Here is a 24,753-nt window from a genome sequence, read left to right on the forward strand (position 1 = left end):
TCAGTCCATCGCCTTGACGATCTCCTCGCACATCTTCTTCGCGTCGCCGAAGAGCATCATCGTGTTGTCGCGGAAGAAGAGTTCGTTCTGAACCCCGGCATAGCCCGATGACATGCCGCGCTTCACGAAGAGGACGGTGCCCGCGTTCTCCACGTCCAGGATCGGCATGCCGTAGATCGGCGAGGTCTTGTCGGTCTTGGCCGCCGGGTTCGTCACGTCGTTGGCGCCGATGACGAAGGCGACGTCCGCGCCCTTGAACTCCGAGTTGATGTCCTCGAGCTCGAAGACCTCGTCGTAGGGCACGTTCGCCTCGGCCAGGAGGACGTTCATGTGACCGGGCATCCGCCCCGCCACGGGGTGGATGGCGTAGCGCACGTCGACGCCCTCCTTCTTGAGGAGGTCCGCCATCTCGCGAAGCGCGTGCTGCGCCTGGGCGACGGCCATGCCGTAGCCGGGGACGATGATGACCTTGCCGGCGTTCTTCATGACGAAGGCCGCGTCCTCGGCCGAGCCCTGCTTGACCGGGCGATCCTCCTCGCCCCCTGCCCCGGCGGCGGCATCCTCGCCGCCGAAGCCGCCGAGGATGACCGAGACGAAGCTGCGGTTCATCGCGCGGCACATGATGTAGCTGAGGATCGCGCCCGAAGAGCCGACGAGCGCGCCGGTGACGATGAGCGCGATGTTGCCGAGGGTGAAGCCGATCCCGGCGGCGGCCCAGCCTGAGTAGCTGTTCAGCATGGAGACGACGACCGGCATGTCCGCCCCGCCGATGGGGACGATCAGGAGGAAGCCGAGCGCCAGCGCGATCAGGGTGAGGAGGAAGAACAAGAAGACCGACTGCGCGCCCGCCGCGATGACGACGATGAGGAGGAGCGCGGCGGCGGCGAGGCCGATGTTGATGAGGTGGCGCTGCGGCAGCAGGATCGGCTTTCCGGACATCCGCCCGTCGAGCTTGGCGAAGGCGATGATCGAGCCGGTGAAGGTCACGGCCCCGATGAAGACGCCGATCGCCATCTCGACCACGGCCCGCGCCTCGATCTCGCCCGGCACGCCGATGCCGTAGGCGCGCGGCGCGAGGAAGGCCGCCCAGGCGATCAGCACCGCGGCGAGGCCCACGAGCGCGTGGAAGGCCGCGACGAGCTGCGGCATCGACGTCATCGCCACCCGCCGCGCGATGATCGCGCCCGGGATCGCGCCCGCCGCCACGGCGAGGATCACGAGGAGCCAGGCGCCAGCGCCCGCCCCGGACAGGAAGCGCTCGGAGAACAGCGTCGCTGTGACCGCGATCGCCATCCCGGCGATGCCGAACTGGTTCCCGCGCCGCGCGGTCACGGGGCTGGAGAGGCCGCGTAGGGCGAGGATGAAGAGGATGCCGGAGGCGATGTAGAGGAGCGCGGTGAGGTCAGCGTTCATGCCGGGCGTTCCTTCTTCTTGTACATGCCGAGCATTCGCTGAGTGACGAGGAAGCCGCCGAAGATGTTCACCGACGCCAGCGCCACGGCGACGACGCCCAAGGCCCTCGACCAGCCGCCCGCCGCGGTGTCCGCGACCTCGGCGCCGACGGCGATCAGGGCGCCGACGATGACGACGGAGGAGACGGCGTTGGTGACGGACATGAGAGGGGTGTGGAGCGCCGGGGTCACCGACCAGACGACGTAGTAGCCGACGAAGCAGGCGAGCGCGAAGATCGCGGCGAGGTAGACGACGTCCGAGACGAAGGGCAGGTGCCCCGCGCCTTCGAGGATGCCGTGCGGCGCGCCCATCGCCTCGGCAAGGCGCGCCTGAGCGGCCTCGGCCTTGGCGAGCGCGAGGCCAGCGTTGGCCTGAGCCGCGTCGAGCTGCGCCGCCGCGGCGTCCGCGTCTGCGGCGGCGCGAAGAGCCTCGGTCTGAGCGGCGTCGAGCTGGGTAGAGGTTTGTTGGATCACAGGGAGCCTCCGTCGTGCCCAACCTCTCCCTTGGGAGAGGTCGAAATCTTCGATTTCGGGTGAGGGGCACGTTCGGCGCTTGAGGTCGCGATCGTCGTGCCGATAGCTTCGACCACCTCGTCCGTTCGTGCCAACACTTCACCGTTCCAGAACCGCATCACCGTGAAGCCTTCCGTCTCCAACCGGGCCGTACGCTTACGATCATATTCGAAGCGCTCTTCGGCATGCTGCGAGCCGTCGACTTCGACGATCAGCATGGCCTCTTCGGACAGGAAGTCAGCGAAGTATCCTACGATGGGCACCTGCCGTTTGAACTTCACGCCTACGCCCCGGTTTCGAAGCCGCGACCACAATCGGCCTTCCGCCTCGGTCTGGTTGCGCCGAAGGTTTCGTGCGAAGTCGACCTCCCCCACAACACCCCTCACCCCAAATCGGAGATTTGGACCTCTCCCGAGGGAGAGGTTGGGCGCGTGGGAACCGCGCGTCTCTCTCACGCCCCCTCCCCCCGCGGCGGGTCCGTCTCCACCGGCGTTCTCGGCGGGGCGAAGCGTTCGTGGACGCGTTCGCCGTTCCTCGTCAGCTGCGTGCCCCTGACGATCTCGTCCTCGGGGTCCGCCTTCAGCGCCCCTGTCTCCTTGTCGTAGATCAGCGTCAGGAAGCTCAGGAGGTTGCGCGCGTAGAGGTTCGAGGCTTCGCCTGGGAGGCCTTCGAGGATGTTCTGCGGGCGCACCACCGTCACGCCCTCCGCCTCGCCCTCGACGTTGCCGCCCCTCGGCGCCGCGAGGTCGACGAGGACCGAGCCCGGCTTCATGCCCGACAGCATGTCCTGCGTAATGAGCTTCGGCGCCGGGCGGCCGGGGATGAGGGCGGTGGTGATGACCACGTCCATCTTGGCGAGGTGAGCCTTCACGTGCTCGGCCTGCTTCTTCTGGAAGTCCTCGGACGCCTCCTTGGCGTAGCCGCCCTTGGTCTCCATCGCCTTCATCGCTTCGAGGTCGGCGGTGACGAAGGTGCCCCCCAGGCTCTCGACCTGCTCCTTGGCGGCGTACCTTACGTCCGTGGCGCTGACGACGGCGCCGAGACGCTTGGCGGTGGCGATCGCCTGGAGGCCCGCGACGCCGGCACCCATGACGAAGACCTTGGCCGGCGGCACGGTGCCCGCCGCCGTCATCATCATCGGGAAGGCCCGGCCGTAGGCGCCGGCCGCGTCGATCACCGCCTTGTAGCCGGCGAGGTTCGCCTGGGACGACAGGACGTCCATGGACTGCGCCCGCGTGATCCGGGGCACGAGTTCCATCGCGTAGGCATCGACGCCGCCCTCGGCCCAGCGCGCTGCCCGGTCGTCCTCGGCGTAGGGGTCGAGGAGGCCGATGACGGCGAGGCCGCGCGGCAAGGGTCCGAGCGGCGCCTCGACCACCAAGGCGGCGTCCGCGCCGTCGAGGGCGCCGCCGCCGACCGTCGCGCCGGCGGCTTCATACGCCGAATCGGGCAGGCCCGCGCGAGCGCCCGCCCCCGGTTCGACCGATACGTCGAGCCCGAGCGCAGTCATCTTCTTCACGGTGTCGGGGGTCGCGGCGACGCGGGCGTCGCCGCCCGCGCGCAGGACGGCGATCTTCGTCACGGCGAAACCTTCATTCGGCGGGGATCCCTCGTGCAGCCCTATCACGTTTCCTACGCTAAGAGAGCAGGATCGGCCACTTCTGCGCGCAGTGGCATGGATTTTTCCCTGCGCCCCATCCCGGTACAACTTCACCGGCTCTTAGGGATCAGGAGGGTAGGACGGCCCCAACGATACAATCACGCCGAGGATTACATGGCCAAGACCGTCCTGATCGTCGACGACGACCCCACGCAGCGTCGCCTGATGCAGGCCGTCTGCGAACGCGCCGGCTACTTCGTGATGCAGGCCGAGGACGGTGAGAAGGCGATCGAGATCATGCGTACCGATGCCGGTCGCGGCGTCTCGGTCATGCTGCTCGACCTCACCATGCCCAAGATGGGCGGGATCGAGGTCCTCGAAGACCTCCGCAAGTTCAACGTCGACCTGCCGGTGATCGTGCTGACGGCGCAAGGCGGCGTCGACACCGTGGTCAAGGCGATGCAGGCGGGCGCCAACGACTTCTTCGTCAAGCCGGCGTCGCCCGAGCGCGTCATCGTCTCGATCAACAACGCTCTCAACGTGACGACGCTCAAGGGCGAGGTCTCGCGCCTCAAGCGCAAGGCCGAGAACGCCATGGGCTTCTCGGACGTGATCGGCGGCTCGGGCGCGCTCAGCGCCTGCATCCGCATGGGCGAGCGAGCGGCCGCCTCGGGCATTCCGATCCTGATCACCGGGGAGAGCGGGACCGGCAAGGAGATGTTCGCCCGCGCGATCGAGGGCTCGTCGGAGCGCTCCGGCAAGCCCTTCGTCACCGTCAACTGCGGCGCGATCCCGGACAACCTCGTCGAGTCGATCCTCTTCGGCCACGAGAAGGGCGCCTTCACGGGCGCGGTCGGCAAGCACGCCGGCAAGTTCCAGGAAGCCAATGGCGGCACGATCTTCCTCGACGAGGTCGGCGAGCTGCCGCTCGAGGCGCAGGTCAAGCTGCTGCGCGTCCTGCAGGAGGGCGAGGTCGACCCGGTCGGCGCCAAGCGCCCCGTCAAGGTCGACGTGCGCGTCATCTCGGCGACGAACCGCAACCTCGCCGAGGAGGTGAAGGCGGGCACGTTCCGAGAGGACCTCTACTACCGCCTCAACGTCTTCCCCATCGAGGTGCCGCCGCTTCGCGAGCGCCGCGACGACATCCCCGCCCTGATCGACCACTTTATCGGGCGCTACAACGCCGAGGAGAGCCGCGACGTCCAAGGCGTGCGCCACGAGGTGCTGGAAGTCCTGTGCGCGCAGGACTGGCCCGGCAACATCCGGCAGCTCGAGAACACGATCTTCCGCGCCGTGGTGCTCTGCGAGGGCGCTTGGCTGTCTGCGGACGACTTCCCGACGCTGACCGCCGCCTTCGAGGCTGCGGGCGTCGCGGGCGGACCGCCCTTGGCCGAGGAGACGGACGAGGCGGACGGCATGCCGATCGAATCGATTGCCGCCACGACGCCGTCGCGCGACGATCCGATCAGCGTCCTCGACCGCGAAGGCCACCTGCGCAGCCTCTACGACATCGAGCGCGACCTGATCGCGACCGCGATCGAGATGTATAACGGGCAGATGTCCGAGGTCGCCCGCCGCCTCGGCATCGGTCGGTCCACCTTGTACCGGAAGGTGCAGGAGCAGGGCATCGAGGTTCGACGGGCTTCTTAGTTTCTGACGCCTTCGGCGACGGGCTGCACGGCGCTGGCACGCTGTGAGCCCGGCTCGCGGCCTTTGGCCGCTCGCGGGCGGCAGCACGAGGGCATGGGCCTGCGCTGCCCTCAGTCCTGCCCTGCCGTCTTGCCGTACCACCAGAAGAACCAGGCCGCGCCTGCGAAGGTCGCCGTCAGCGCGATGAACCAGGCGAAGTGGGAAGCGTGCCACGGATCGCCCCTGAGCGCGTTCCAAAGGCCAAGCGTCAGCATGGCGAAGCAGAAGGCGGCGTTCACGACCAGCAGCGCGGCGAGGGCGTAGCTCGAGACCTGCCGGATCTTGTCGAGCGGGTGCATGGACGAAGGCTAAGCGACGAAGGCCCTTGGCGAAAAGAGAAACCGCAGCGCCCGCGCGTTAACGTCAGGACAGCCGCAACGCGGCCCAACCGATCATCGCCCAGCCTATCAGCATACCCAGCCCGCCGAGCGGCGTGACCGCCCCGAGCCAGCGCGGCGCGCCGAGCGCCATCGCGTAGAGCGTGCCCGCGAAGACGAGGGCGCCGAGCGCCACGCTCCACCCGCCCCACAAGAAGAAGCCCGGTCGTCCCGACAACGCGACGGCGAGCGCAGCCACGGCGTGGACCATCAGGTAGGTCGTCGCCGTCTGCCACCAGCCGAGGCCCTGCGCGTCGAGGCGCCCTTCGAGGCCGTGCGCCCCGAAGGCGCCGAGGGCGACGGCAAGGAAGCCCAGAACGGCGGCGAAGAGGACGAGCACGCTCACGCCTCGTAGGCCAGGATGGGCGCCAGCCAACGCTCGGCCGTTGCGAGGTCCCAGCCCTTGCGGTTCGCGTAGTCCTGGACCTGGTCCCGCCCGATCTTGCCGGTGCCGAAGTAGACCGCGTCCGGATGGCCGAAGTAGAGGCCGGAGACGGCGGCGCCGGGCTGCATGGCGTAGCTCTCGGTCAGGGTGACGCCGGTGTGCTCGGTCGCGTTCAGAAGCTCGAACAGCGTCGCCTTCTCGGTGTGGTCAGGCTGGGCGGGGTAGCCCGGCGCGGGGCGGATGCCGGCATACCCTTCCGCGATCAGGTCTTCCTTGGTCAGCGCCTCGCCCGTCTCGTACCCCCAAAGGTCGCGGCGCACGCGCTCGTGCAGCCATTCAGCGCCCGCCTCTGCGAGCCTGTCGGCGAGGGCCGAGGCCATGATCGCCGAGTAGTTGTCGTGACGGTCCGTGTACCGCTCCACGAGTTCGCGCTCGCCGTGACCGGCCGTGACGCAGAAGGCGCCGATGTGGTCGCCCTCCTCCGCGACGTAGTCCGCGAGGGCGTAGTTCGGCTGGCCGGACTTCTTCGCGACCTGTTGGCGCAGGGTGTGGAACGTCGCGGCACGCTTCGAGCGGTCCTCGTTCCAAATCGCCACGTCGTCGCCGTCACGGCTGGCGGGGAACAGCCCCGCGACCGCCTTCACCGTCAGCGCCTGGTCCCTGACGATCTCGGAGAGCATCGTCTCGGCGTCCTCGTAGAGGCTCTTCGCCGCCTCGCCGACCTTGGGATCGGAGAGGATCATCGGGAACCGTCCGTGCAGGTCCCAGGACGCGAAGAAGGGCGACCAGTCGATGTAGGGGACGAGTTCGGACAGCGGCACGGCGTCGTAGACGGTGATGCCCGGCTTCCTCGGCGCGGGCGGCACCCGGTCGGCGTCGAGGCGATAGGCGTTGGCGCGCGCCTCGGCGATCTTCACGCGGTCGTCCTGCCGCTGCTTCGACAAGAAGGCTTCGCGGACACGGTCGTACTCGGTCTTGATGCCGTCGAGGTAGCCCGATTTGCGCTCCTTCGAGATCAGGTCCGAGACGACGCCGACCGCGCGGCTCGCGTCGGTCACGTAGACGACGCCCTCTTCGTATTGCGGGGCGATCTTGACCGCCGTGTGCGCCTTCGAGGTCGTCGCGCCGCCGATCAGCAGGGGCTGGTTCATCCCCCGCCGCTTCATCTCGCGCGCGACGCCGACCATCTCGTCGAGGCTCGGCGTGATGAGGCCCGAAAGGCCGATCACGTCGACCTCGTGCTCGATCGCTTTGTCGAGGATGTCGTTCGCAGGCACCATGACGCCGAGGTCGATCACCTCGTAGTCGTTGCACTGAAGGACGACCCCGACGATGTTCTTGCCGATGTCGTGGACGTCGCCCTTGACGGTGGCCATCAGCACCTTGCCGGCGGCCTTGCGCGCGGTCTCGCCGGACGCCTCGCGCTCCGCCTCCATGAACGGCGTCAGGTAGGCGACGGCCTGCTTCATGACGCGGGCGGACTTCACGACCTGGGGCAGGAACATCTTGCCCGCGCCGAAGAGGTCGCCGACGACGTTCATGCCGTCCATCAGCGGGCCCTCGATGACGAAGAGCGGCCGGCCGAGCTTCTGGCGCGCTTCCTCCGTGTCCTTCTCGACGTATTGGTTGATGCCCTTGACGAGGGCGTGCCGCAGGCGCTCCTCGACCGGCGCCTCGCGCCAGGAGAGGTCCTCCTCGCGGGCCTTGCCCCCCTGCCCCCGATAGCGCTCGGCCACCTCCAAGAGGCGCTCCGTCCCGTCCGGCCTGCGGTTCAGGATCACGTCCTCGACCGGCTCACGCAGCTCGGGCGGAATCTCGTCGTAGATGGCGAGCTGGCCGGCGTTGACGATTCCCATGTCCATGCCGGCCTGGATCGCGTGGTAGAGGAAGACCGAGTGCATGGCTTCCCGCACCGCGTCGTTGCCGCGGAAGGAGAAGGAGATGTTCGACACCCCGCCCGAGACGTGGACGTGCGGCAGGGTCCGCTTGATTTCACGCGTCGCCTCGATGAAGTCGACGGCGTAGTTCTCGTGCTCCTCGATGCCGGTCGCGACGGCGAAGATGTTGGGGTCGAAGATGATGTCGGCGGGGTCGAAGCCGTCCTTCACGAGAAGCTCGTAGCTCCGCGTACAGATCTCGACCTTGCGGGCCTTCGTGTCCGCCTGCCCGTCCTCGTCGAAGGCCATGACGACCACGGCCGCGCCGTAGCGGCGACAGAGGCGGGCGTGGTGCAAGAAGGCCTCTTCGCCCTCCTTCAAACTGATCGAGTTGACGATCGGCTTGCCCTGGACCTGCTTAAGGCCCGCCTCGATCACCTCCCACTTGGAGCTGTCGATCATGATCGGCACGCGGGCGATGTCGGGCTCCGCCGCGATCAGGCGCAGGAAGGTCGTCATGGCATGCACGCCGTCGAGCATGCCTTCGTCCATGTTGACGTCGATGACCTGCGCGCCGTTCTCGACCTGGTCGCGCGCGACGGCGACTGCGGCCTCGTAGTCGTTCGCTTGGATCAGCTTACGGAACTTGGCGGAGCCGGTGACGTTGGTGCGCTCGCCGACGTTGACGAAGGTGGGAAGAGTCATTCGATCAGTCTCAGAAGCCAGTCAGGAGCACGTCCAGCGCGCGGGTGATGTCGTCGCGGTAGCGAGCCTCTACGTTCGCAACGTACTCGCCGAACTCGGACAGCAAGGCAGCGCCAAGATCGGGCGTCGACAGAATGTAGGGCTCTCCCCCAACCTCGATCTCTGGTTTTAGAGTCGAGAAGACCTCCTGGCGAACCGAGCCTAGAGGCGCGAGTGGGACGACGACCCGACTGCCGAGGTGATCCAGGAACTCGGCCTGTACGTTCACGACGAGCAGATCAGGTGCCCCTTTCAGACGATGGACGTCGAAGCGTGCCATCAGTCTCGCGGAAGCCAGTGCGAACGCAGAAGCAGGCCGTCGCGGGCCAGGCGTTCGTTGTGCGCTTTGATCGACTCGGCGTTGTCGCGTAGCCAAGCCTCTTCCTTCGCACGCTTCACAGCGGCAGCGATGCCGGCCTCTGCGGCTTGAGAGGCGTTGAGCGACAGGGCTTTGGCCTCGGCGATCACGTCCTCACGGATGGATAGGTTCACGGGGCGGCGTCGCGCCGTCGTCTCTATGTTCATCTCATCGCCTATACGTTATGGGCATGATATTTGCGCATAGTCTGTTCAATCGGCGAAGCCGTCAAGTCGGTCGCACGCCCAGCATGTGGCACAGCGCGTAGGCCATCTCGGCCCGGTTCAGCGTGTAGAAGTGGAACTCCCCCACCCCGCGCTCGGCGAGGTCGAGGCACTGATCCGCTGCCACCGTCGCCGCGACGAGCTGCCGGGTGGCAGGATCGCCGTCGAGGTTCTCGAACAGCCGCGCGACGCGCCGGGGGATCGAGGCGCCGCAGAGACCCGCCATGCGCATCAGCGACTTGTAGTTCGTCACGGGCATGATGCCGGGCACGATCGGGATGTCGATGCCCGCCGCCCGCACGCGCTCCAAGTAGCGTTCGTAGACGTCGTTGTCGTAGAAGAACTGCGTGATCGCACGGCTCGCGCCCGCGTCCACCTTGCGCTTCAGCATCTCGATGTCGGCCTCGAAGTGCGGGCTTTCGGGATGCTTCTCCGGGTAGCAGCCGACCGTCACTTCGAAGTCGTGCCTCGCCTTCGCGCCCGCCGTCAGCTCGGCTGCGTTGGCGTAGCCGCCGGGGTGGGGGGCGTAAGCCTCGCCGAGGCCGCCCGGCGGGTCGCCGCGCAGCGCGACGATGTGCCTGACGCCGGCCTGCCAATACTCTTCCAGGACGTCGTCGACCTCCGCCCGCGTCGCATCGACCGTGGTCAGGTGAGCCGCGACCGGCAGGTCCGTCTCGGAGACGAGGCGCGCGACGGTACGGTGCGTGCGCTCCCGGGTCGAGCCGCCCGCACCATAGGTGACGGACACGAAGTCCGGCCGCAGGGGCGCGAGTTTCTCGACGGAACTCCAAAGAGTCTCCTCCATCGCCTCGGTCTTGGGCGGGAAGAACTCGAAGCTGACGCGGAGGGGACGCCGCGGCGTCTCATGCACCGACATGAAGGGACTCCTTTGAGGGCGGGGCGGCGGCGCGTTCGAGGCGCCACAGCTTGGCGGTGAGGCCGTCGGGCCCGGGGGACGGGAAGGTGCGGGTCTCGACCAGGCGAAGCCTGGCGTTCTGCGCGAAACGCCCGACCTCGGCGTCGGCGAAGCCGAGGCGCCGATGCGCGTAGGTATCGCGCAACGCCTCGTTCGCATGCGGCGCGAAGTCCGCGATCAGGAGCTGGCCACCCTGTGCCAGCAGCCGACCGGCGACGCTTACCGCCCGCTCCGGCTCGGCCAGGTAATGAAGCACGTGATGCAACACCACGAGGTCTGCCCCCCTCGCCGTCTCGGGAAGCTCGAAGAGGTCCGCGCGACGAAGGCGAACGGCCCGAAGACCTGCCGCCTCGACCTTGACGCGGGCGAGCGCGAGCATCTCCGGACTGGCGTCGAAGCCGATCGACTGATCGTAATGCGCACCGAACAGCGTCAGCATCCGGCCCGTCCCCGTGCCGAGATCGACGAGTAGGCGTCCCTCGCCCGGGACCATCTCCAGCATCGCCGCCTCGATCTCTCCTTCGGGCAGGTAAAGGCGGCGCAGCCCATCCCATTCCGCGGCATGCTCGGCGAAGTAGCGGGCGGCCGCAGCGGCGCGCTCCTCCCTTACGGCGTCGAGCGCGGCGAAGTCCGCATCGAGTTCCGGCCCCCGAAGGTCCGCGAGGAGAGCCGAGAAGGCCTCGTCGAGCCGCGCGCGGTAGAAGGCCCATGCGCCTTCCTGATGCCGTTCGGCGAGTCCCGCCTCGCAGAGCAGGCGGAGGTGCCGGCTGACGCCGGGCTGGCTCTGCCCGAGGATCGTCGTCAGCTCGGTGACCGTGAGCTCGGCGTGCGCGAGGAGGGCGAGGAGCCGCAAGCGGGTCGGCTCGCCTGCGGCACGCAACTCGGCCAATCGAACGTCGAAGCGGGACAAGGCGACCTCCAGGCCCCGCTCATATAAAGGATCGTTTATATGGTCAACGGCGACGCTCGACCGGCCCGACCGGCCCCTCGAGCGCCTCGCTTGCCGAGTTCGGCTTCGATCCATGCCTCGCAGAGATCGTAGAAGGCAGCGTCCTGAACGTACCAGCGTTCCAAGTTCTCACGGCCCCGTTCGGACAGGGGCGGCGTGCCCGAATAGTCGTTGCCGTGCGCACGGGAACCGCCCACGGGAAGGTCGGCGTAGCCGAGGCGGTCGAGCAGCTCTCTTACATCCGTATCGAAGCGCTCCGTCCGCACGATGAAGACGGGGGGGCGCACCTCCAGGAACGTTCCGTGACGATCGAACCAGTCCAACTGATTGGTGGAGGTGTGCTGAATAGACTTGATCGCGGCCACCGCCTGCCGTCCGCGCGGCCCGGCGTCGAACAGGCTCTCGGCGAGCTCGTTGGCGTGCTCGAACTCGGCGAAGGCCGCCGCTTCGTAGGGCGACCAGGGATAGTCGTAACGAGGCCGGCCGCAGCGCTTGCGGCTGTAGAAGCCCGAGTAGAAGCGTTCCGCCGGGCGCCTGATCGAGAAGAAGTAGCGATCTTCGGTAGGGAGGTCGCGGAGGCGGACGTCGTGGTCGCGCACCAAGACCCTCGGCCGGTGAGCCTCTTGCGGGTTCTGGTTGACGAGGTCGCCGATCTGCGTGCCCGCGTTCTTGCCGATGTGAAGGAAATGAACGGTCTCGCGCGCGTCCTTATCGGACGGCCGCCAGCGCTCCACGACGTGCTTCAAGTTGTCGATCATTACTCGTCCCGCCTTCCCGGCTGCGACGACGCCCCGCCTAGCGGCGTTCGGAAGGGTTTGCGTTTTCGTTCCTACCGTCCGCATCGCAGCAAGAAGCGCGCCGACCGACGGCAGGGTAGCGCAGCATCGCCAAGACCGAAATGGAAAGAGCGGGCCTCATGGCCCGCTCTTATGGTCTAGGAAGCAGCGCTCCCCACCTGTCGGTGGCCCCTCAGTAAGGGTTCGACGCCGTTCTCGTGAGCTTCACGCCGGACGCAGCCTCGGCAAGCTTGCCGCCGACCGACAGCACCTTGACCTTCACGTCGTCGTCCCAGCGGCGACGTTGACCAAGGCTCGTGTCGCAACGGCCCTTGCTGTTGGTCCAGCAATCGCTCTTGTCGCCCGTGGAGTACTTGAAGACCACCCTGACGCCGGAGGCGAGCTCACCGCCCGATTTGACGCGAGCATAGGTCGGGATCCACCACCGGTTCGTCCTTCCCTTCACCCCGTCCACGGAGAAGGTCGCGACCTTCAGGTTCGACGAGGAGCCGCCATAGGGGTTCTTGGCGGTCTTCTCGATGCTGACGCCCGAGGCGCCTTTCACCGGTTGCCCGTTCACCGACACGACCTTGACGGTGATGTTGCTGTCGTTGCGGTAGCGTCCGCCGAGGCTCGTATTGCAACGGCCTTGCCAGTTCGTCGTGCATCCCAGCTTGTGCCCGGTCGAGTACTTGAAGATCACCTTCAGGCCGGATTTGAGTTTTCCGCCGAGCTTCACCTGAACGCGGGTCGGTACGTACCAACGGTCGGTCTTGCCCTTGATACCATCGACGTGGAAATCCGTGACGACCGCGCTCGCCGAACTCGTGCCATAGGGGTTCACGGCAACCTTCTCGATGCTGACACCCGAGGCGGCAGTGGCGGTTCCCCCCTTCACCGACTGTACCTTCACGGTGATGTTGCCGTCGTTTCGGTAACGACCACCAAGGCTGGTGCTGCAGCGGCCGTCCGAGCCCGTAGTGCAGTCCTTCATCTCGCCAGAGGAGTACTTGAAGACCACCTTGGCACCGGAAAGAGCCTTGCCGCCTGACGTCACCTTGACATCCGTCGGGATCCACCAGCGATCAGGTTTGCCCTTGATGCCGTCGACCTTGAACTCCGACACCACCGCTCCGCTAGAAGTAGTCGAACCATACGGGTTCACGGCGACCTTCTCGATGCTGACACCAGAAGCGCCGCTCGCAGAGCTGCCATTTACCGACTGGACCTTGACCGTGATATTGCCGTCGTTTCGGTAACGACCACCGAGGCTGGTGCTGCAACGGCCGTCCGAGCCCGTAGTGCAGTCCTTCATCTCGCCAGAGGAGTACTTGAAGACCACCTTGGCACCGGAAAGAGCCTTGCCGCCTGACTTCACCTTGACATCCGTCGGGATCCACCACCGATCAGTCTTGCCCTTCACACCGTCCACGTGGAACTCCGCCACCGCGGCGCCGGCCGGGCTGCTCGTCGTCTGCGTGCCCGAGCAGCCGTCCGGGATCTTGGAAGACGTCTTGATGCTCGACCGGCCGCCCGACCGCGTCATCGCCGCTCCTTCGCCCATGCCGAACTCGGCGAAGGCCTGCCAGACGAGGCAGTCGTCGGTGCCGCGGCTGCCGGCGAGGAAGCCGTCGCGCATGTCGATGTAGCTCGGTCCCGGCTTGGTGTTGGCGAGGCCGTCGATGATGTAGCTCATCAGGAGGTCGCGCGACTTGCCGTTCTGTTTGAAGAGCTCCCAGGTCCGCCACATCGCAGCGGCCCAGATCTCGCCGTCGCGGTGGAGGGAAGATCCGCGGAAGTCCGCCAGCGTCTTGGTGAAGTCGCGGTAGCGGACCGTCCGGATGCCGTCGGAGCGGTTCATCGCCCACTCCCCGATCCGGTCGTCGTCGGTCATGATCGCCGCGATCGCGTCGGACATGCCCTCGCCGAGCGCGCCCGAGACCGGGCCGTCCATCTGGCCGACCATGCGCCAGGTCAGGCCGTGGCTGTACTCGTGCCAGACGATGTCGCCGTCGAAGCTCGAGTTGCGGCCGGGGTTCGTGTAGGTCCACTCGTACATCTGCATGCGCGGCGTGCCGCCGTCGCTGATCGGCGTCGCGAAGTTCGCGTTGTTCGTGCCGGAGCCGTCCACGGCCTCGGCACGGACGAAGTCGCCGCCGACGCCGCCGCGGCCGTAGTTCGAGTACTGGAAGTTCCCGGCGGTCTCGGTGAAGCCGTACTTGTACAGCTTATCGTGGATGTCGTTAAGCTGGTAGAAGAGGTTCTGGACCGCGGCCTTCTGGTTCTGAGTGTCCGTCGCGGGCTTGGACAGGTTCGGCACGATGCCGAAGATCCAGCTCGTCACCTTGCTGCTGCTGTCCGGCTTGTTGTTCCTGTCGAGGTCGACATAGGCGTGGACGTTGTAGCCGGAGATCGAACGATCGAACTGGCTGGTGCCGGTCCGCAGCCAGCCGGAGGGCGAGGCTTTGCCGTCCGCTTTGCTGCCTTGCATGACCGTCGGATTGCCGTGCGCAGGGCTGACCGCATAGGCGATGTAGCTGTCGTCGGCAGTGCGCAGCTGCTTGTCCACGATCTGGCCGCGGGAGTCGACGAGGCTGTTGACGAGCTCGTTCGACCCCTTGGCCCAAGTCTCGACGAGGTAGCCAAGCGAGAGCGTGCCGTCCGTGTCGGCGACGAGGACGCGGCTTGCGACCGGGTCCTCCGCGTAGAAGTCGCCTCGATCGTAGGTGATCCGGCCTTCGGCCCGGGACTTGACCGGGGCGTCGACGCCGAAGGCCCGGCCGACCGCACGGGTCGCGGCGGCTTCGTTGCCGGCCGAGAGGAGCTGGACCATGCGCCCTTCTAGCGGCGTCAGCCGGTAGAAGAGGCGCGATAGCGTGCCGTCCTTCTCGAGGGTCGCGCGGACGAAGGCGCCGTGGACGGGCAGGCTGCCCATCCGCTGTTCGTAAGTGAGGTAGGTCTGGCCCGACGTCGGCGAGGTGTGCCGACGGACGAGGTGAAGGTCACCGAGCGCCTTGGCGCCGAAACCTTCGTCTTCGAGGACTCGAAGGATCGAGGCCTCGCCGCTCTGCCCTTGGGGTTCGACGAGGACCGGTTCGGTTTGAATGAGAGGTTCGGCCGAAGCGCCGCCCGCGATGCCCGCCCAGACAGTCGCGGCCAGAATGGCCGTCTTCAGATTGCGTCGCACGTTGTTCCCGTCTCGTTACCGCTCAGGACACACCGCGCAGCTCGAAGACCCGATCACCCGCCTGCCCGGCCGTGTGATGCTGTAGGAATGCGACTTGCTGTTCGCGGAGAAGTCCTATCTGACGGGATAATGCGTATGTTATCGCTAATATTCGGTCAACACGTCCATGTGAGGTCTTATTGTGACCGACAAAAGCGTAAGAATAGAGGTAAGTAAAAAGGTCGAAATGCTGCGCGGCATGTTCTACACGTCGATGTGACCGAAATGCGGCAGCGAGGTGGCCCGCCCTGCCTTCTTCACGATTCCGCTATGCTGCGACTGCAAAAAGCTCGCAATAGGTGTGGAGCCTGGCCCAGACGCTCGTAGAAGCATCGCTCAAGATAACCGTGTGGTAACTATCAAGGCAGCATCGCGGCGGGCCGAGCGCCTAGGCGACGTGCCTGTCGCTGCAATTAAGGCAGCGCTGCGAGCGAGCGGGCGGCCTTAACGGCCCACCGCTCTTTCGCGTTTTCATTCTGATGGGACTGGCAAGGCCGCGGGCGGCAAGACGCATCGGGTCCGGCGACGAGAATCCGCCGAACCCGAGCCCGGCTCAGCGCGTCATCTTGCGGTACTGGATCCGGCGCGGAACGTCCGCGTCGGGCCCGAGGCGCCGCTTCTTGTCTTCGATGTAGGCCTCGAAGTTCCCCTCGAACCACTCGACGTGGCTGTCCCCTTCGAAGGCGAGGATGTGGGTCGCGATGCGGTCGAGGAACCAGCGGTCGTGGCTGATGATGACGGCGCAGCCCGCGAACTCGTCGAGCGCCGCTTCGAGCTCGCGCAGCGTATCGACGTCGAGGTCGTTGGTCGGCTCGTCGAGGAGGAGGAGGTTCGCCCCCTCCTTCAGCATCTTGGCGAGCTGGACCCGGTTGCGCTCGCCGCCCGACAGGTCGCCGACCTTCTTCTGCTGGTCGCCGCCCTTGAAGTTGAACCAGGTGCAGTAGGCGCGCGAGTTCACCTCGCGCTTCTCGCCGAGCTTGACGACGTCGAGCCCGCCCGAGATCTCCTCCCAGACGGTGTTGGAGTCCGTCAGGTCCTCGCGGGTCTGGTCGATGTAGCCCATCTTGACCGTGTCCCCGACCCGAAGCGCGCCCTCGTCGGGCTCGTCCTTGCCGGTCAGCATGCGGAAGAGCGTCGTCTTGCCCGCGCCGTTGGGGCCGATCACGCCGACGATGCCGCCCGGCGGCAGCTTGAAGGAGAGGTCGTCGATCAGGAGCTTCTCGCCGAACGCCTTCTTCAGGTCGTCGGCCTCGATCACGACGCCGCCGAGACGGGGACCGGGCGGAATCTGGATCTGCGCGGTCGTGACGTTCTCGTTCGCGGCCTGGTCGCGCAGCGCCTCGTAGTTCTGGATCCTGGCCTTGGACTTCGACTGGCGGCCCTTGGCGCCCTGCTGGATCCAGGAAAGCTCGCGCTTGAGCGTGTCCTGGCGCGTCTTGTCCTCGCGGCCTTCCTGCTCAAGCCGCTTCGCCTTCTGCTCCAGCCAGCCGGAGTAGTTGCCCTGGTAGGGAATGCCCTTGGCCCGGTCGAGCTCGAGGATCCAGCCGGTGACGTTGTCGAGGAAGTAGCGGTCGTGGGTGACGAGGATCACCGCGCCCTCGTACTCGCGCAGGTGCTTCTCGAGCCAGGCGACGCTCTCCGCGTCCAAGTGGTTGGTCGGCTCGTCGAGGAGCATGAGGTCGGGCTTAGAGAGGAGGAGCTTCGTCAGCGCGACGCGGCGCTTCTCGCCGCCAGAAAGCTTGTCCACGGACCAGTCGCCCGGCGGGCAGCGAAGCGCCTCCATCGCGACCTCGACCTTGGAGGCGACGTCCCAGGCGTCCGCCGCGTCGATCTTCTCCTGCAGGGCCGACATCTTCTCCATCAGCTCGTCCGAGTAGTCCTCGGCGAGCTGCATCGAGACGGCGTTGAACTCGTCGACCATGTCCTGAAGCGGCTTCAGGCCTTCGGCCGCGTTCTCGAACACGGTCTTGGTCTCGTCGAGCTGCGGCTCCTGAGCGAGGTAGCCGACGGTCGCCCCTTGGGTGACGTAGGCCTCGCCGGAGAACTCCTTGTCGATGCCCGCCATGATCTTGAGGAGGGTCGACTTGCCCGCCCCGTTGACCCCGACGATGCCGATCTTCGCGTCGGGGTAGAACTGCAGGTGGACGTTATCGAGGATCTTCTTGGCCCCGTAGGATTTGGTGAGGCCTTGCATGTGGAAGATGAACTGGCGGGCCATGAGGCGACGTCTCCGGCGATGTCTGGGGGCCGCATCTAGGGGGTCTTTACGGTCGGCGCTACCAGGCTTTCGGGCGGGCTGTCGGCCCGGCCCAGCGCGGCCAGCCTCGCCTTAAGGAACGAGCCGTTCGTCGATGCGTTCGTCGAGGCGGTCGCGCACCCTTCTGTAGGCGGCGAGAACCTCTTCCTCGGTCCCGATCGTCTCGCTCGGATTCTCGGCCTCCCAGAACTCGACCTCGGCCCCTTCCCGTCTCGCCTCGGCGGCCGCTTCTGGCGTCAACGCGACGACGAGGTCGAAGTCACGCGCCCGCACGTCGCCAAAGTTGCGCGGCGCGCGCGGCGGGTCGCCGACGCCGCGCTCGGCGAGGACCTTCGCGGCGTAGGGGTCGAGGACGCCGGCGGACACGCCGCAGCTTTCGATCCGTACCCCCGGCAGGCGCAGGCGCGCCAGCGCCTCCGCCATCGGGCTTCTCACCGAGTTCGAGTTGCAGGCGAAGAGGATCGACCGCGGCGCGGCCCCCTTCATCGGCGCGGCCCCGCGCGGTTGATGACGGCGCAGACGAGGGTGAACATCCTGCGGCTCGTCACCGGATCGAGCTCGATCTTGCCCGCCAGGCGGTCGCGCAGCAGCGTGGCGCCCTCGTCGTGGACAGCCCGGCGGGCCATGTCGACGGTCTCGAGCTTCTCGGGCGTCGCGCTGCGCAGCGTGTCGAAGTAGCTCTCGAACAGGAGAAAGTAGTCCTTGATGGTTCGGCGCAGCGGGCCGAGCGAGAGGTGATGCGCCGCGAGCCCTTCGCCCGCCTCGTCCCGGACCTCGAAGACGAGGCGCCCGTCCCTGCCCGACAGGTGGAGGACGTAGGGGCCCTGGTGAGCGATGCCGACCGGCGCGAAGCTGTTCTCCGCGAGGAGGTCGCGAACGGCGATCTGCCGCTCGTGGTCGATCTCGGTGGACGGCGCGGATAGCGACGCCTGATCGAGCTCGATGCCGGTGAGCCTTCGTGTGGGCATGGACGCCGCCTAGCGGCCTCCGCAGCGGGGGGAAAGCGCTCAGAGCCTCACATAGCCGCGCGGGTCGACGGGCTTTCCGCTGCGCCTGGTCTCGAAGTGCAGGTGCGCCCCCGTCGCATTGCCCGTCCGGCCGACGAAGCCGAGCGTCTGCCCTGGCGCCACGCGCTCGCCCGAGCCGACCGCGAAGCCGTCGAGATGGGCGTAGTAGGTCAGGAGGTCGCCGCCATGGTCGAGGATGACGATGTTGCCGTAGCCGCGCTTCTCGCCGCGAAAGATCACCCTGCCCCCGCCCGCCGCCGCGACGGGCGTGCCGCGCGGCGCGCGCAGATCCATGCCCTGATGCGGCTTGCGCCCCAGGCCGCGCCGCTCGCCGAACTCCGCGCTGACGTCGTAGCGCGAGAGGGGCCGCGCGAGGTGCGTCTTCGGCGTCGAGGCGCAGGCGGACACCAACGCCAGCCCGAGGGCGGCGCAGACTACTCGGCGATGTGGAACGGACGTTCTTCCGGTTGAGCCTTCCATGACGGAAGGCCTAGCGGCGAGTTGCGTTCAAACGGTAACCAAGAGCGGCGGCGTTCGGTTCAGCCCAAGACCGCCTTCGTCGCTTCCTCGAAGATGTCGAGGCCCTCGTCGAGGAGCGCGTCCGGGATCGTCAGCGGCACGTGGGTGCGGATGACCTGCGCCTTCTTGCCGGCGGTCAGGAAGATGAGGCCCATCTCGCGCGCCTTGGTCTGGATCGCGGCGGCGGCATCGGTGTTGGGCTTGTCCGGGTCGCCGTCCTTGACGAGTTCGACCCCGCACATGGCGCCGACGCGGCGGACGTCGCCGAAGACGCCCTTGCCCACACCATCCGCGATCGCGCGCCAGCGCGCTTCGACCTTGGCGCCGATCTTCTCGGCGCGCTCGATCAGGCCTTCTTCCTCGATCACGTCGAGGACCGCGAGGGCGGCTGCGCAGGCGACGGGGTTGCCGCCGTAAGTGCTGCCCATGCCGCCGGGCTGGATCTGGTCGAAGAGCTCCGCCTTGCCGATCACCGCCGAGAGCGGCAGCCCGCCCGCGATCGACTTGGCGCAGACGAGGAAGTCGGGCTCGACGCCCGAGCGCTCGATCGCGAACATCCGGCCCGTCCGCGCGAAGCCCGTCTGCACCTCGTCGGCGACGAAGAGGATGCCGTGCTTCTCGCAGAGCGCCTTGAGGCCCCGCAGGAAGTCGTGCGGCGCGGGCACGAAGCCGCCCTCGCCCTGCACCGGCTCGATGATGACGGCGGCCATGTCCTCGGGCCGAACGCTCGTCTCGAAGATGTGGGAGATGCAGCGCAGCGCGCCGTCGCTCGAGACGCCCTTGTAAGCGTCCGGGTACGGCGCATGGTAGACGTCCGAGGGCAGCGGGCCGAAGCCGACCTTGTAGGGCACCGCCTTGCCGGTCAGCGCGGTCGCCAGCAGCGTGCGGCCGTGGAACGCGCCCTCGAAGGCGAGGAGGCCCGGCCGCCCGGTGATGCGGCGCGCGAACTTGCAGACGTGTTCGGTCGCCTCGGAGCCCGTGTTCATGAACATGGTCTTGTAGGCGGTGCCGTTCCCGGCGCCGTCCGAGACCAGCTTGTTGAGGCGCTCGGCGAGGGCGACGTAGGGCTCGTACTGAGCGACGCCGAAGCAGGTGTGGATGACCTTGTCGACCTGGTCCTTGATCGCTTGGACGACCTTGGGGTGACGGTGGCCGACGTTGAGGACGCCGATGCCGGCGATGAAGTCGATGTAGCGCTTGCCCTCGACGTCCCAGAGCTCCGCGCCCTCCGCCCGGTCGGCGTAGACGCCGGACTTCGACGGCAGGCCCATCGGGCACGCGTCGTTGCGGCGCGCGACCATCAGCTCGTTCGAGAGGAACTCGTTGCTCGCCTGACCGTCCGCCATCTTTATCTCCGAAGTATGCGCTTCCCTCCCTGCCGGAGCGGAAGCGCGCGCTCAAGTGTCTCACCGAACCCGAAAGGGCCGTCCCGTGTTGAGACGTCGAACACTGACCCGACACGATGGAGGCCTCGATGCTCTACCACACTACAGATCACGCCAAGATTCCGCGCCTCGGCCTCGGCACTTGGGAGCTTCGCGGGGACGACGCCGCTTACGCCGTCGCGAAGGCGATCGAGATCGGTTACCGCCACATCGACACCGCGCAAGCCTATGAGAACGAGGAAGCGGTCGGCCGCGGCATCCGGGACTCCGGCGTCCCGCGCGACGAGCTCTTCGTGACGACCAAGATCTGGACCGATCGGATCGAGAAGGAGGAGGTCGTCGGCGCCCTCGCGGAGAGCCTCGACAAGCTGCAGATGGACCAGGTCGACCTGACGCTTCTGCACTGGCCGGTGAACGACATGCCGATCGACGCGCAGGTGAGCCAACTCGCCGCCTGCAAGACTTCGGGCAAGTCGAAGCTCATCGGCGTGTCGAACTACAACCAGGAACAGCTCCTGACCGCGCTCGCCGCGACGGACGAGCGCCTGTCGGCGATCCAGTGCGAGTACCACCCCTTCCTCGACCAGGACCCAATCCTGAAGACGGCGCGCGGCTTCGACATGCTGTTCACGAGCTACTCGCCGATCGGGCGCGGCGCGAAGGGCGAGCTGATGGAGAACGCCGGGGTCAAGCGCGTCGCGGAGTACCGCGGCAAGACGCCGACCCAGGTGATCCTGCGCTGGCACCTGCAGCAGGCGAACGTCGCGGCGATCCCGAAATCGTCCTCCGAAGATCACCTGCGCGAGAACTTCGACATCTTCGGCTGGGACCTGACCGCGACCGACATGAAGACGCTCTACGGCCTGATCAAACCGGACGGGCGGATGATCAACCCCGACTGGTCGCCGAAGTGGGACACGGGCGTCGCCGAGGCGGCCTGACCTCTACACGGCGTTGCCTGAGGACGGGGGCGGCGCGTAAAGGGGGTCATGAGCTTCGTACCCCAGATCGCCCTCGCCACCGCCGGCGAGGACCTCGGCCAGCGTCTTTACGAGGCGCTGGCGAGGACCGGCTTCGTCGTCGTCACCGACCACGGCATCGACCTTTCGCGCCTCCACGACGCCTACGCGGCGGTGGAGGCGTTCTTCGCGCTGCCGGAGGAAGAGAAGCTCGCCTACGTCGTCGGGCGGGACGGGCAGCGCGGCTACACCGCCTTCGGGCGGGAGCACGCCAAGGACAGCCCCGCCCCCGACCTCAAGGAGTTCTGGCACGTCGGCCGCGACGCGATCGCGCCCAACGTCTGGCCGGAACGTCCCAAAAGCTTCTCGCGCGAGGTCGCCTGGCTCTACGAGGCGCTGGACGAACTCGGCCTGAAGCTCCTGCGCGCGCTGACCGGTCCGCTCGAGGTGCCCGCGGATACGTTCGACGAGATCGCCGAGGGCGGAAACTCGGTGCTCCGCCTCCTTCACTACCCGCCTCTGTCCCAAGACGCCGACCCCGCCTCGATCCGGGCGGCGGCGCATGAGGACATCAACCTCATCACCCTCCTCGTCTCGGCCTCGGCCTCCGGGCTCGAGCTTCTGGACCGGGACGGGACCTGGCGCGCGATCGAGGCGCCGGCGGACGCGGTCATCGTCGACACGGGCGACATGCTCGCGCGGATCACCAACGACCACCTGCCCGCGACGACCCACCGCGTGGTGAACCCGGAAGGGCCCAACGGCTCACGCTACTCGATGCCGTTCTTCCTGCACCCCCGGCCGGACGCGAAGCTCGCGGTGTTCGATCAGTTCAAGGACGGCAGCGAGGCGCCGGACATCACGGCGGGCGAGTTCCTGCGCCAGCGGCTCGAAGCGATCGGTCTGAAGTAGGTCGCCTTCACGGATGCGAGGGCTGGAGGGGAAAACAGGTGCGTCGTTGGCTCGATAGGCGCAGCGGTACAAAGCCGGTTCGGACTGACTATCACCCTGACTTGGATGAGGCCCTTTCGCTCTTTGAACAGAGCGACTGGGATAGCCTCACAGCGCTCACCGAGGCGCAAACCGTGAACGGGGCCTTCTCGCTGCTGCGCGCGCTCGGCACGCATACGCCCCTCGACCTTCCCTTCGGTAGCCTGCCCAAAGCGCCTCGGGCTCGTGGCGTGATCGGTGCCGTCCTCGTAGGATGGGCGTGGCGGCATCGCGGCTTCGGTCGTGGAGACGAGGTGAATGAAGACTCCTGGCCTGCGTTCTTCGACCGTCTCGGCCAGGCGATCAGTGCGCTCCTCGATGCGGTGAGGGCGGACCAAGATGACGGCGTGTCGATCGGCTACCTGATCAGGGCGGCAACGGGCGCGAATGAAGTCGGTCTCCTGCACGAAGCACGCGATCTCTTCTACCTGGCCCGACACCGTCCACTGGAGGGCGGGGCCTTCCTCCTTCAGGCCCTGGGGCGGAAGTGGCACGGCAGCCACGAGGAGATGGACGCCGTGGCCGAGCGCCTCGCGAGCGACGATGACCTGCCGCCTGGCAAGGTCGGCCTCTGGGCGCGGGCGCTGATTGAACGTTGGGTCTGGGACGGACATATGAGCGACGATCCCGCCACACGGTTCCGCAGCCAAATGACCTTCTCGCTCAAGGAGACGCGGGACCGGATCCTTAGGCTAGACGATGATTATCGACGCCTCGCCTCGGTCTGGTCTCCAGCCGAAACCGATCCCTTCGCCGACGCCTTCGCACATGACAACATCGGCTGCGCGGCCGTGCTATCGAAGCAGATGGCGACTGCGCGCCCGCATGTTGCTGCTCTCGGCAACGCTCCTGGTGAGTGGCCGTGGTGCTATACGCTTGGCGATGTCGAGAAGAGTTGGCCATCGCTACTGCGACGGGTCCGCGCCTAGGGCACGCCTTCAGGGCGCTGTGGACGCCCCCGCTGAAGCAACCCAGTCGATGCCATGGGGAATGGCCGGCGCTGGAACCTACAGACAGCTGACTGGCAGAAGTGCCCATAGGTTGGTGCGAAACGAAAAAACCGCCCGGTCCGGAAGGACGCGAGCGGCGTGTTTGGGTGCGGGAGTAGGATTTGAACCTACGACCTTCAGGTTATGAGCCTGACGAGCTACCGGACTGCTCCATCCCGCAGAAGGATGCGGCGCAGGGCGCCGGCCGTACAGTGTTGAAGGGGACTTGTTCGCTCGGCAGGCCTGGCGACGACCTACTCTCCCACGTCTTAAGACGAAGTACCATTGGCGCTGCAGGATTTAACGACCGAGTTCGGGATGGGATCGGGTGAAGGCCCCGCGCTATAACCACCAGGCCGGCGAAACGAACAAGTTGCGAGAGTAAAGTGCTACAGGCTCAAGCGAAGGCCGCCAAAAGGCGGGCCGTTCGCCGCGCATGAGAAGACGATCAAGCCTATCGAACAATTAGTACCGGTCAGCTTCACGCGTTACCGCGCTTCCACATCCGGCCTATCAACGTGGTGGTCTTCCACGGTTCTCAGGGAAATCTGGTATCGAGGGCGGCTTCCCGCTTAGATGCTTTCAGCGGTTATCCGTTCCGTACGTAGCTACCCTGCTATGCGGCTGGCGCCACAACAGGTCCACCAGAGGTACGTCCATCCCGGTCCTCTCGTACTAAGGACAGCTCCTCTCAAATTTCCTACTCCCACGGCAGATAGGGACCGAACTGTCTCACGACGTTCTAAACCCAGCTCACGTACCGCTTTAATTGGCGAACAGCCAAACCCTTGGGACCTGCTCCAGCCCCAGGATGCGATGAGCCGACATCGAGGTGCCAAACAATGCCGTCGATATGGACTCTTGGGCATCATCAGCCTGTTATCCCCGGCGTACCTTTTATCCGTTGAGCGATGGCCCTTCCATGCGGGACCACCGGATCACTATGGCCGTCTTTCGACTCTGCTCGACTTGTCAGTCTCGCAGTCAGGCTGGCTTATGCCATTGCACTCAACGAGCGATTTCCGACCGCTCTGAGCCAACCTTCGCGCGCCTCCGTTACAATTTAGGAGGCGACCGCCCCAGTCAAACTACCCACCATGCAGGGTTCCGGATCCGGGTTCACGGATCGCGGTTAGATATCAGTGACGACAAGGGCGGTATTTCACCAACGGCTCCACCCGAGCTGGCGCCCGGGTTTCAAAGCCTCCCGCCTATCCTACACATGTCGACACTAATACCACTGCAAAGCTGTAGTAAAGGTGCACGGGGTCTTTCCGTCTAACCGCGGGTACTCCGCATCTTCACGGAGAATTCAGTTTCGCTGAGTCTGCGTTGGAGACAGTGGGGAAGTCGTTACGCCATTCGTGCAGGTCGGAACTTACCCGACAAGGAATTTCGCTACCTTAGGACCGTTATAGTTACGGCCGCCGTTTACCGGGGCTTCGATTCGGTGCTTGCACACCTCCTCTTAACCTTCCGGCACCGGGCAGGCGTCAGACCCTATACGTCGTCTTGCGACTTCGCAGAGCCCTATGTTTTTAGTAAACAGTCGCCACCCCCTG

The 24,753-nt window shown here is 66.5% G+C and carries 21 protein-coding genes, 1 tRNA gene, 2 rRNA genes and 1 pseudogene (1 of these 25 only partly in view); 4 read left to right on the forward strand and 21 right to left on the reverse strand.

Annotation, left to right across the window (positions count from 1 at the left end):
* The 4 genes from GGQ59_RS07560 to GGQ59_RS07575 are packed head-to-tail and all read right to left on the reverse strand — an operon-like array spanning position 1 to position 3,546.
* Positions 1–1,413, reverse strand: coding sequence for an NAD(P)(+) transhydrogenase (Re/Si-specific) subunit beta (locus GGQ59_RS07560; protein WP_183817172.1), 1,413 nt, complete (start codon positions 1,411–1,413; stop codon positions 1–3).
* Positions 1,410–1,925 (reverse strand): NAD(P) transhydrogenase subunit alpha part 2, encoded by a 516-nt coding sequence (locus GGQ59_RS07565; protein WP_343074292.1) that lies wholly within the window; start codon positions 1,923–1,925, stop codon positions 1,410–1,412. Before GGQ59_RS07565 ends, GGQ59_RS07560 begins: the two co-directional genes overlap by 4 nt.
* Positions 1,922–2,419 carry an endonuclease domain-containing protein gene (locus tag GGQ59_RS07570; RefSeq protein WP_221400927.1) on the reverse strand — a complete coding sequence of 166 codons (498 nt, stop codon included), beginning with the start codon at positions 2,417–2,419 and terminating at the stop codon, positions 1,922–1,924. The genes GGQ59_RS07565 and GGQ59_RS07570 overlap by 4 nt, the downstream gene beginning before the upstream one ends.
* Entirely contained in the window at positions 2,416–3,546 is a 1,131-nt protein-coding gene (locus GGQ59_RS07575; RefSeq protein ID WP_343074293.1) for an NAD(P) transhydrogenase subunit alpha, read from the reverse strand. The genes GGQ59_RS07570 and GGQ59_RS07575 overlap by 4 nt, the downstream gene beginning before the upstream one ends.
* Before the next feature lie 192 nt (positions 3,547–3,738).
* Between GGQ59_RS07575 and GGQ59_RS07580 the strand changes: the two genes are divergently transcribed.
* Positions 3,739–5,214: a sigma-54-dependent transcriptional regulator gene (locus GGQ59_RS07580; protein WP_183817173.1), complete on the forward strand. Its 1,476-nt coding sequence runs from the start codon at positions 3,739–3,741 to the stop codon at positions 5,212–5,214.
* 110 nt (positions 5,215–5,324) lie between these two features.
* Here the strand turns inward: GGQ59_RS07580 and GGQ59_RS07585 are convergent, their stop codons facing one another.
* The 14 genes and pseudogenes from GGQ59_RS07585 to gabT all read right to left on the reverse strand — a co-directional run bounded on the left by GGQ59_RS07585 (position 5,325) and on the right by gabT (position 20,214).
* Complete coding sequence (locus GGQ59_RS07585; RefSeq protein WP_183817174.1) at positions 5,325–5,552, reverse strand: hypothetical protein; 228 nt, start codon at positions 5,550–5,552, stop codon at positions 5,325–5,327.
* Between the two features lie 64 nt (positions 5,553–5,616).
* On the reverse strand, positions 5,617–5,976 hold the full coding sequence (locus GGQ59_RS07590; protein WP_183817175.1) for a DUF423 domain-containing protein: 360 nt from the start codon (positions 5,974–5,976) through the stop codon (positions 5,617–5,619).
* Positions 5,973–8,582, reverse strand: a pseudogene (gene metH / locus GGQ59_RS07595) (methionine synthase); the annotation flags it as partial. The pseudogene metH and the gene GGQ59_RS07590, both read right to left, overlap by 4 nt.
* Before the next feature lie 25 nt (positions 8,583–8,607).
* Complete coding sequence (locus tag GGQ59_RS07600) at positions 8,608–8,916, reverse strand: CcdB family protein (protein WP_183817177.1); 309 nt, start codon at positions 8,914–8,916, stop codon at positions 8,608–8,610.
* Positions 8,916–9,161 (reverse strand): type II toxin-antitoxin system CcdA family antitoxin, encoded by a 246-nt coding sequence (locus GGQ59_RS07605; RefSeq protein ID WP_183817178.1) that lies wholly within the window; start codon positions 9,159–9,161, stop codon positions 8,916–8,918. Before GGQ59_RS07605 ends, GGQ59_RS07600 begins: the two co-directional genes overlap by 1 nt.
* A gap of 61 nt (positions 9,162–9,222) precedes the next feature.
* Complete coding sequence (gene metF, locus GGQ59_RS07610) at positions 9,223–10,095, reverse strand: methylenetetrahydrofolate reductase [NAD(P)H] (protein WP_183817179.1); 873 nt, start codon at positions 10,093–10,095, stop codon at positions 9,223–9,225.
* A complete protein-coding gene (locus tag GGQ59_RS07615) occupies positions 10,082–11,044 on the reverse strand; it encodes an ArsR/SmtB family transcription factor (RefSeq protein WP_221400929.1) in 963 nt (320 codons plus the stop codon). The genes metF and GGQ59_RS07615 overlap by 14 nt, the downstream gene beginning before the upstream one ends.
* A 35-nt stretch (positions 11,045–11,079) precedes the next feature.
* Positions 11,080–11,841, reverse strand: coding sequence for a hypothetical protein (locus GGQ59_RS07620; RefSeq protein ID WP_183817181.1), 762 nt, complete (start codon positions 11,839–11,841; stop codon positions 11,080–11,082).
* A gap of 211 nt (positions 11,842–12,052) precedes the next feature.
* Positions 12,053–15,046, reverse strand: a complete 2,994-nt coding sequence (locus GGQ59_RS07625) for a M36 family metallopeptidase (RefSeq protein ID WP_183817182.1) — start codon at positions 15,044–15,046, stop codon at positions 12,053–12,055.
* Positions 15,047–15,638: 592 nt separating this feature from the next.
* Positions 15,639–17,303, reverse strand: a complete 1,665-nt coding sequence (ettA, locus tag GGQ59_RS07630) for an energy-dependent translational throttle protein EttA (protein ID WP_183817183.1) — start codon at positions 17,301–17,303, stop codon at positions 15,639–15,641.
* Between the two features lie 111 nt (positions 17,304–17,414).
* Entirely contained in the window at positions 17,415–17,828 is a 414-nt protein-coding gene (locus GGQ59_RS07635; RefSeq protein WP_183817184.1) for an arsenate reductase/protein-tyrosine-phosphatase family protein, read from the reverse strand.
* Positions 17,825–18,310 (reverse strand): UPF0262 family protein, encoded by a 486-nt coding sequence (locus GGQ59_RS07640; protein WP_183817185.1) that lies wholly within the window; start codon positions 18,308–18,310, stop codon positions 17,825–17,827. The genes GGQ59_RS07635 and GGQ59_RS07640 overlap by 4 nt, the downstream gene beginning before the upstream one ends.
* A 39-nt stretch (positions 18,311–18,349) precedes the next feature.
* On the reverse strand, positions 18,350–18,757 hold the full coding sequence (locus GGQ59_RS07645) for a peptidoglycan DD-metalloendopeptidase family protein (protein ID WP_183817186.1): 408 nt from the start codon (positions 18,755–18,757) through the stop codon (positions 18,350–18,352).
* A 131-nt stretch (positions 18,758–18,888) separates the two neighbouring features.
* Positions 18,889–20,214, reverse strand: a complete 1,326-nt coding sequence (gabT, locus tag GGQ59_RS07650) for a 4-aminobutyrate--2-oxoglutarate transaminase (protein ID WP_183817187.1) — start codon at positions 20,212–20,214, stop codon at positions 18,889–18,891.
* Between the two features lie 128 nt (positions 20,215–20,342).
* Between gabT and GGQ59_RS07655 the strand changes: the two genes are divergently transcribed.
* From GGQ59_RS07655 to GGQ59_RS07665, 3 genes are read left to right on the forward strand one after another with little or no spacing between them, the layout of a single operon-like run.
* Positions 20,343–21,194 (forward strand): aldo/keto reductase, encoded by an 852-nt coding sequence (locus GGQ59_RS07655; protein ID WP_183817188.1) that lies wholly within the window; start codon positions 20,343–20,345, stop codon positions 21,192–21,194.
* A gap of 48 nt (positions 21,195–21,242) precedes the next feature.
* Entirely contained in the window at positions 21,243–22,124 is an 882-nt protein-coding gene (locus tag GGQ59_RS07660; RefSeq protein WP_183817189.1) for an isopenicillin N synthase family dioxygenase, read from the forward strand.
* Positions 22,125–22,162: 38 nt separating this feature from the next.
* On the forward strand, positions 22,163–23,131 hold the full coding sequence (locus tag GGQ59_RS07665; RefSeq protein WP_183817190.1) for a hypothetical protein: 969 nt from the start codon (positions 22,163–22,165) through the stop codon (positions 23,129–23,131).
* 164 nt (positions 23,132–23,295) lie between these two features.
* Here GGQ59_RS07665 and GGQ59_RS07670 read toward each other — a convergent pair.
* The 3 genes from GGQ59_RS07670 to GGQ59_RS07680 all read right to left on the reverse strand — a co-directional run.
* A tRNA-Met gene (locus GGQ59_RS07670) sits at positions 23,296–23,372 on the reverse strand.
* A gap of 60 nt (positions 23,373–23,432) precedes the next feature.
* Positions 23,433–23,547: ribosomal RNA gene (rrf, locus tag GGQ59_RS07675) — 5S ribosomal RNA — on the reverse strand.
* An 88-nt stretch (positions 23,548–23,635) separates the two neighbouring features.
* A 23S ribosomal RNA gene (locus GGQ59_RS07680) occupies positions 23,636–24,753 on the reverse strand (it continues 1,688 nt past the right edge of the window).

Source organism: Parvularcula dongshanensis (assembly GCF_014199615.1).
In the GTDB taxonomy this organism is placed as follows: Bacteria; Pseudomonadota; Alphaproteobacteria; order Caulobacterales; family Parvularculaceae; genus Parvularcula; species Parvularcula dongshanensis.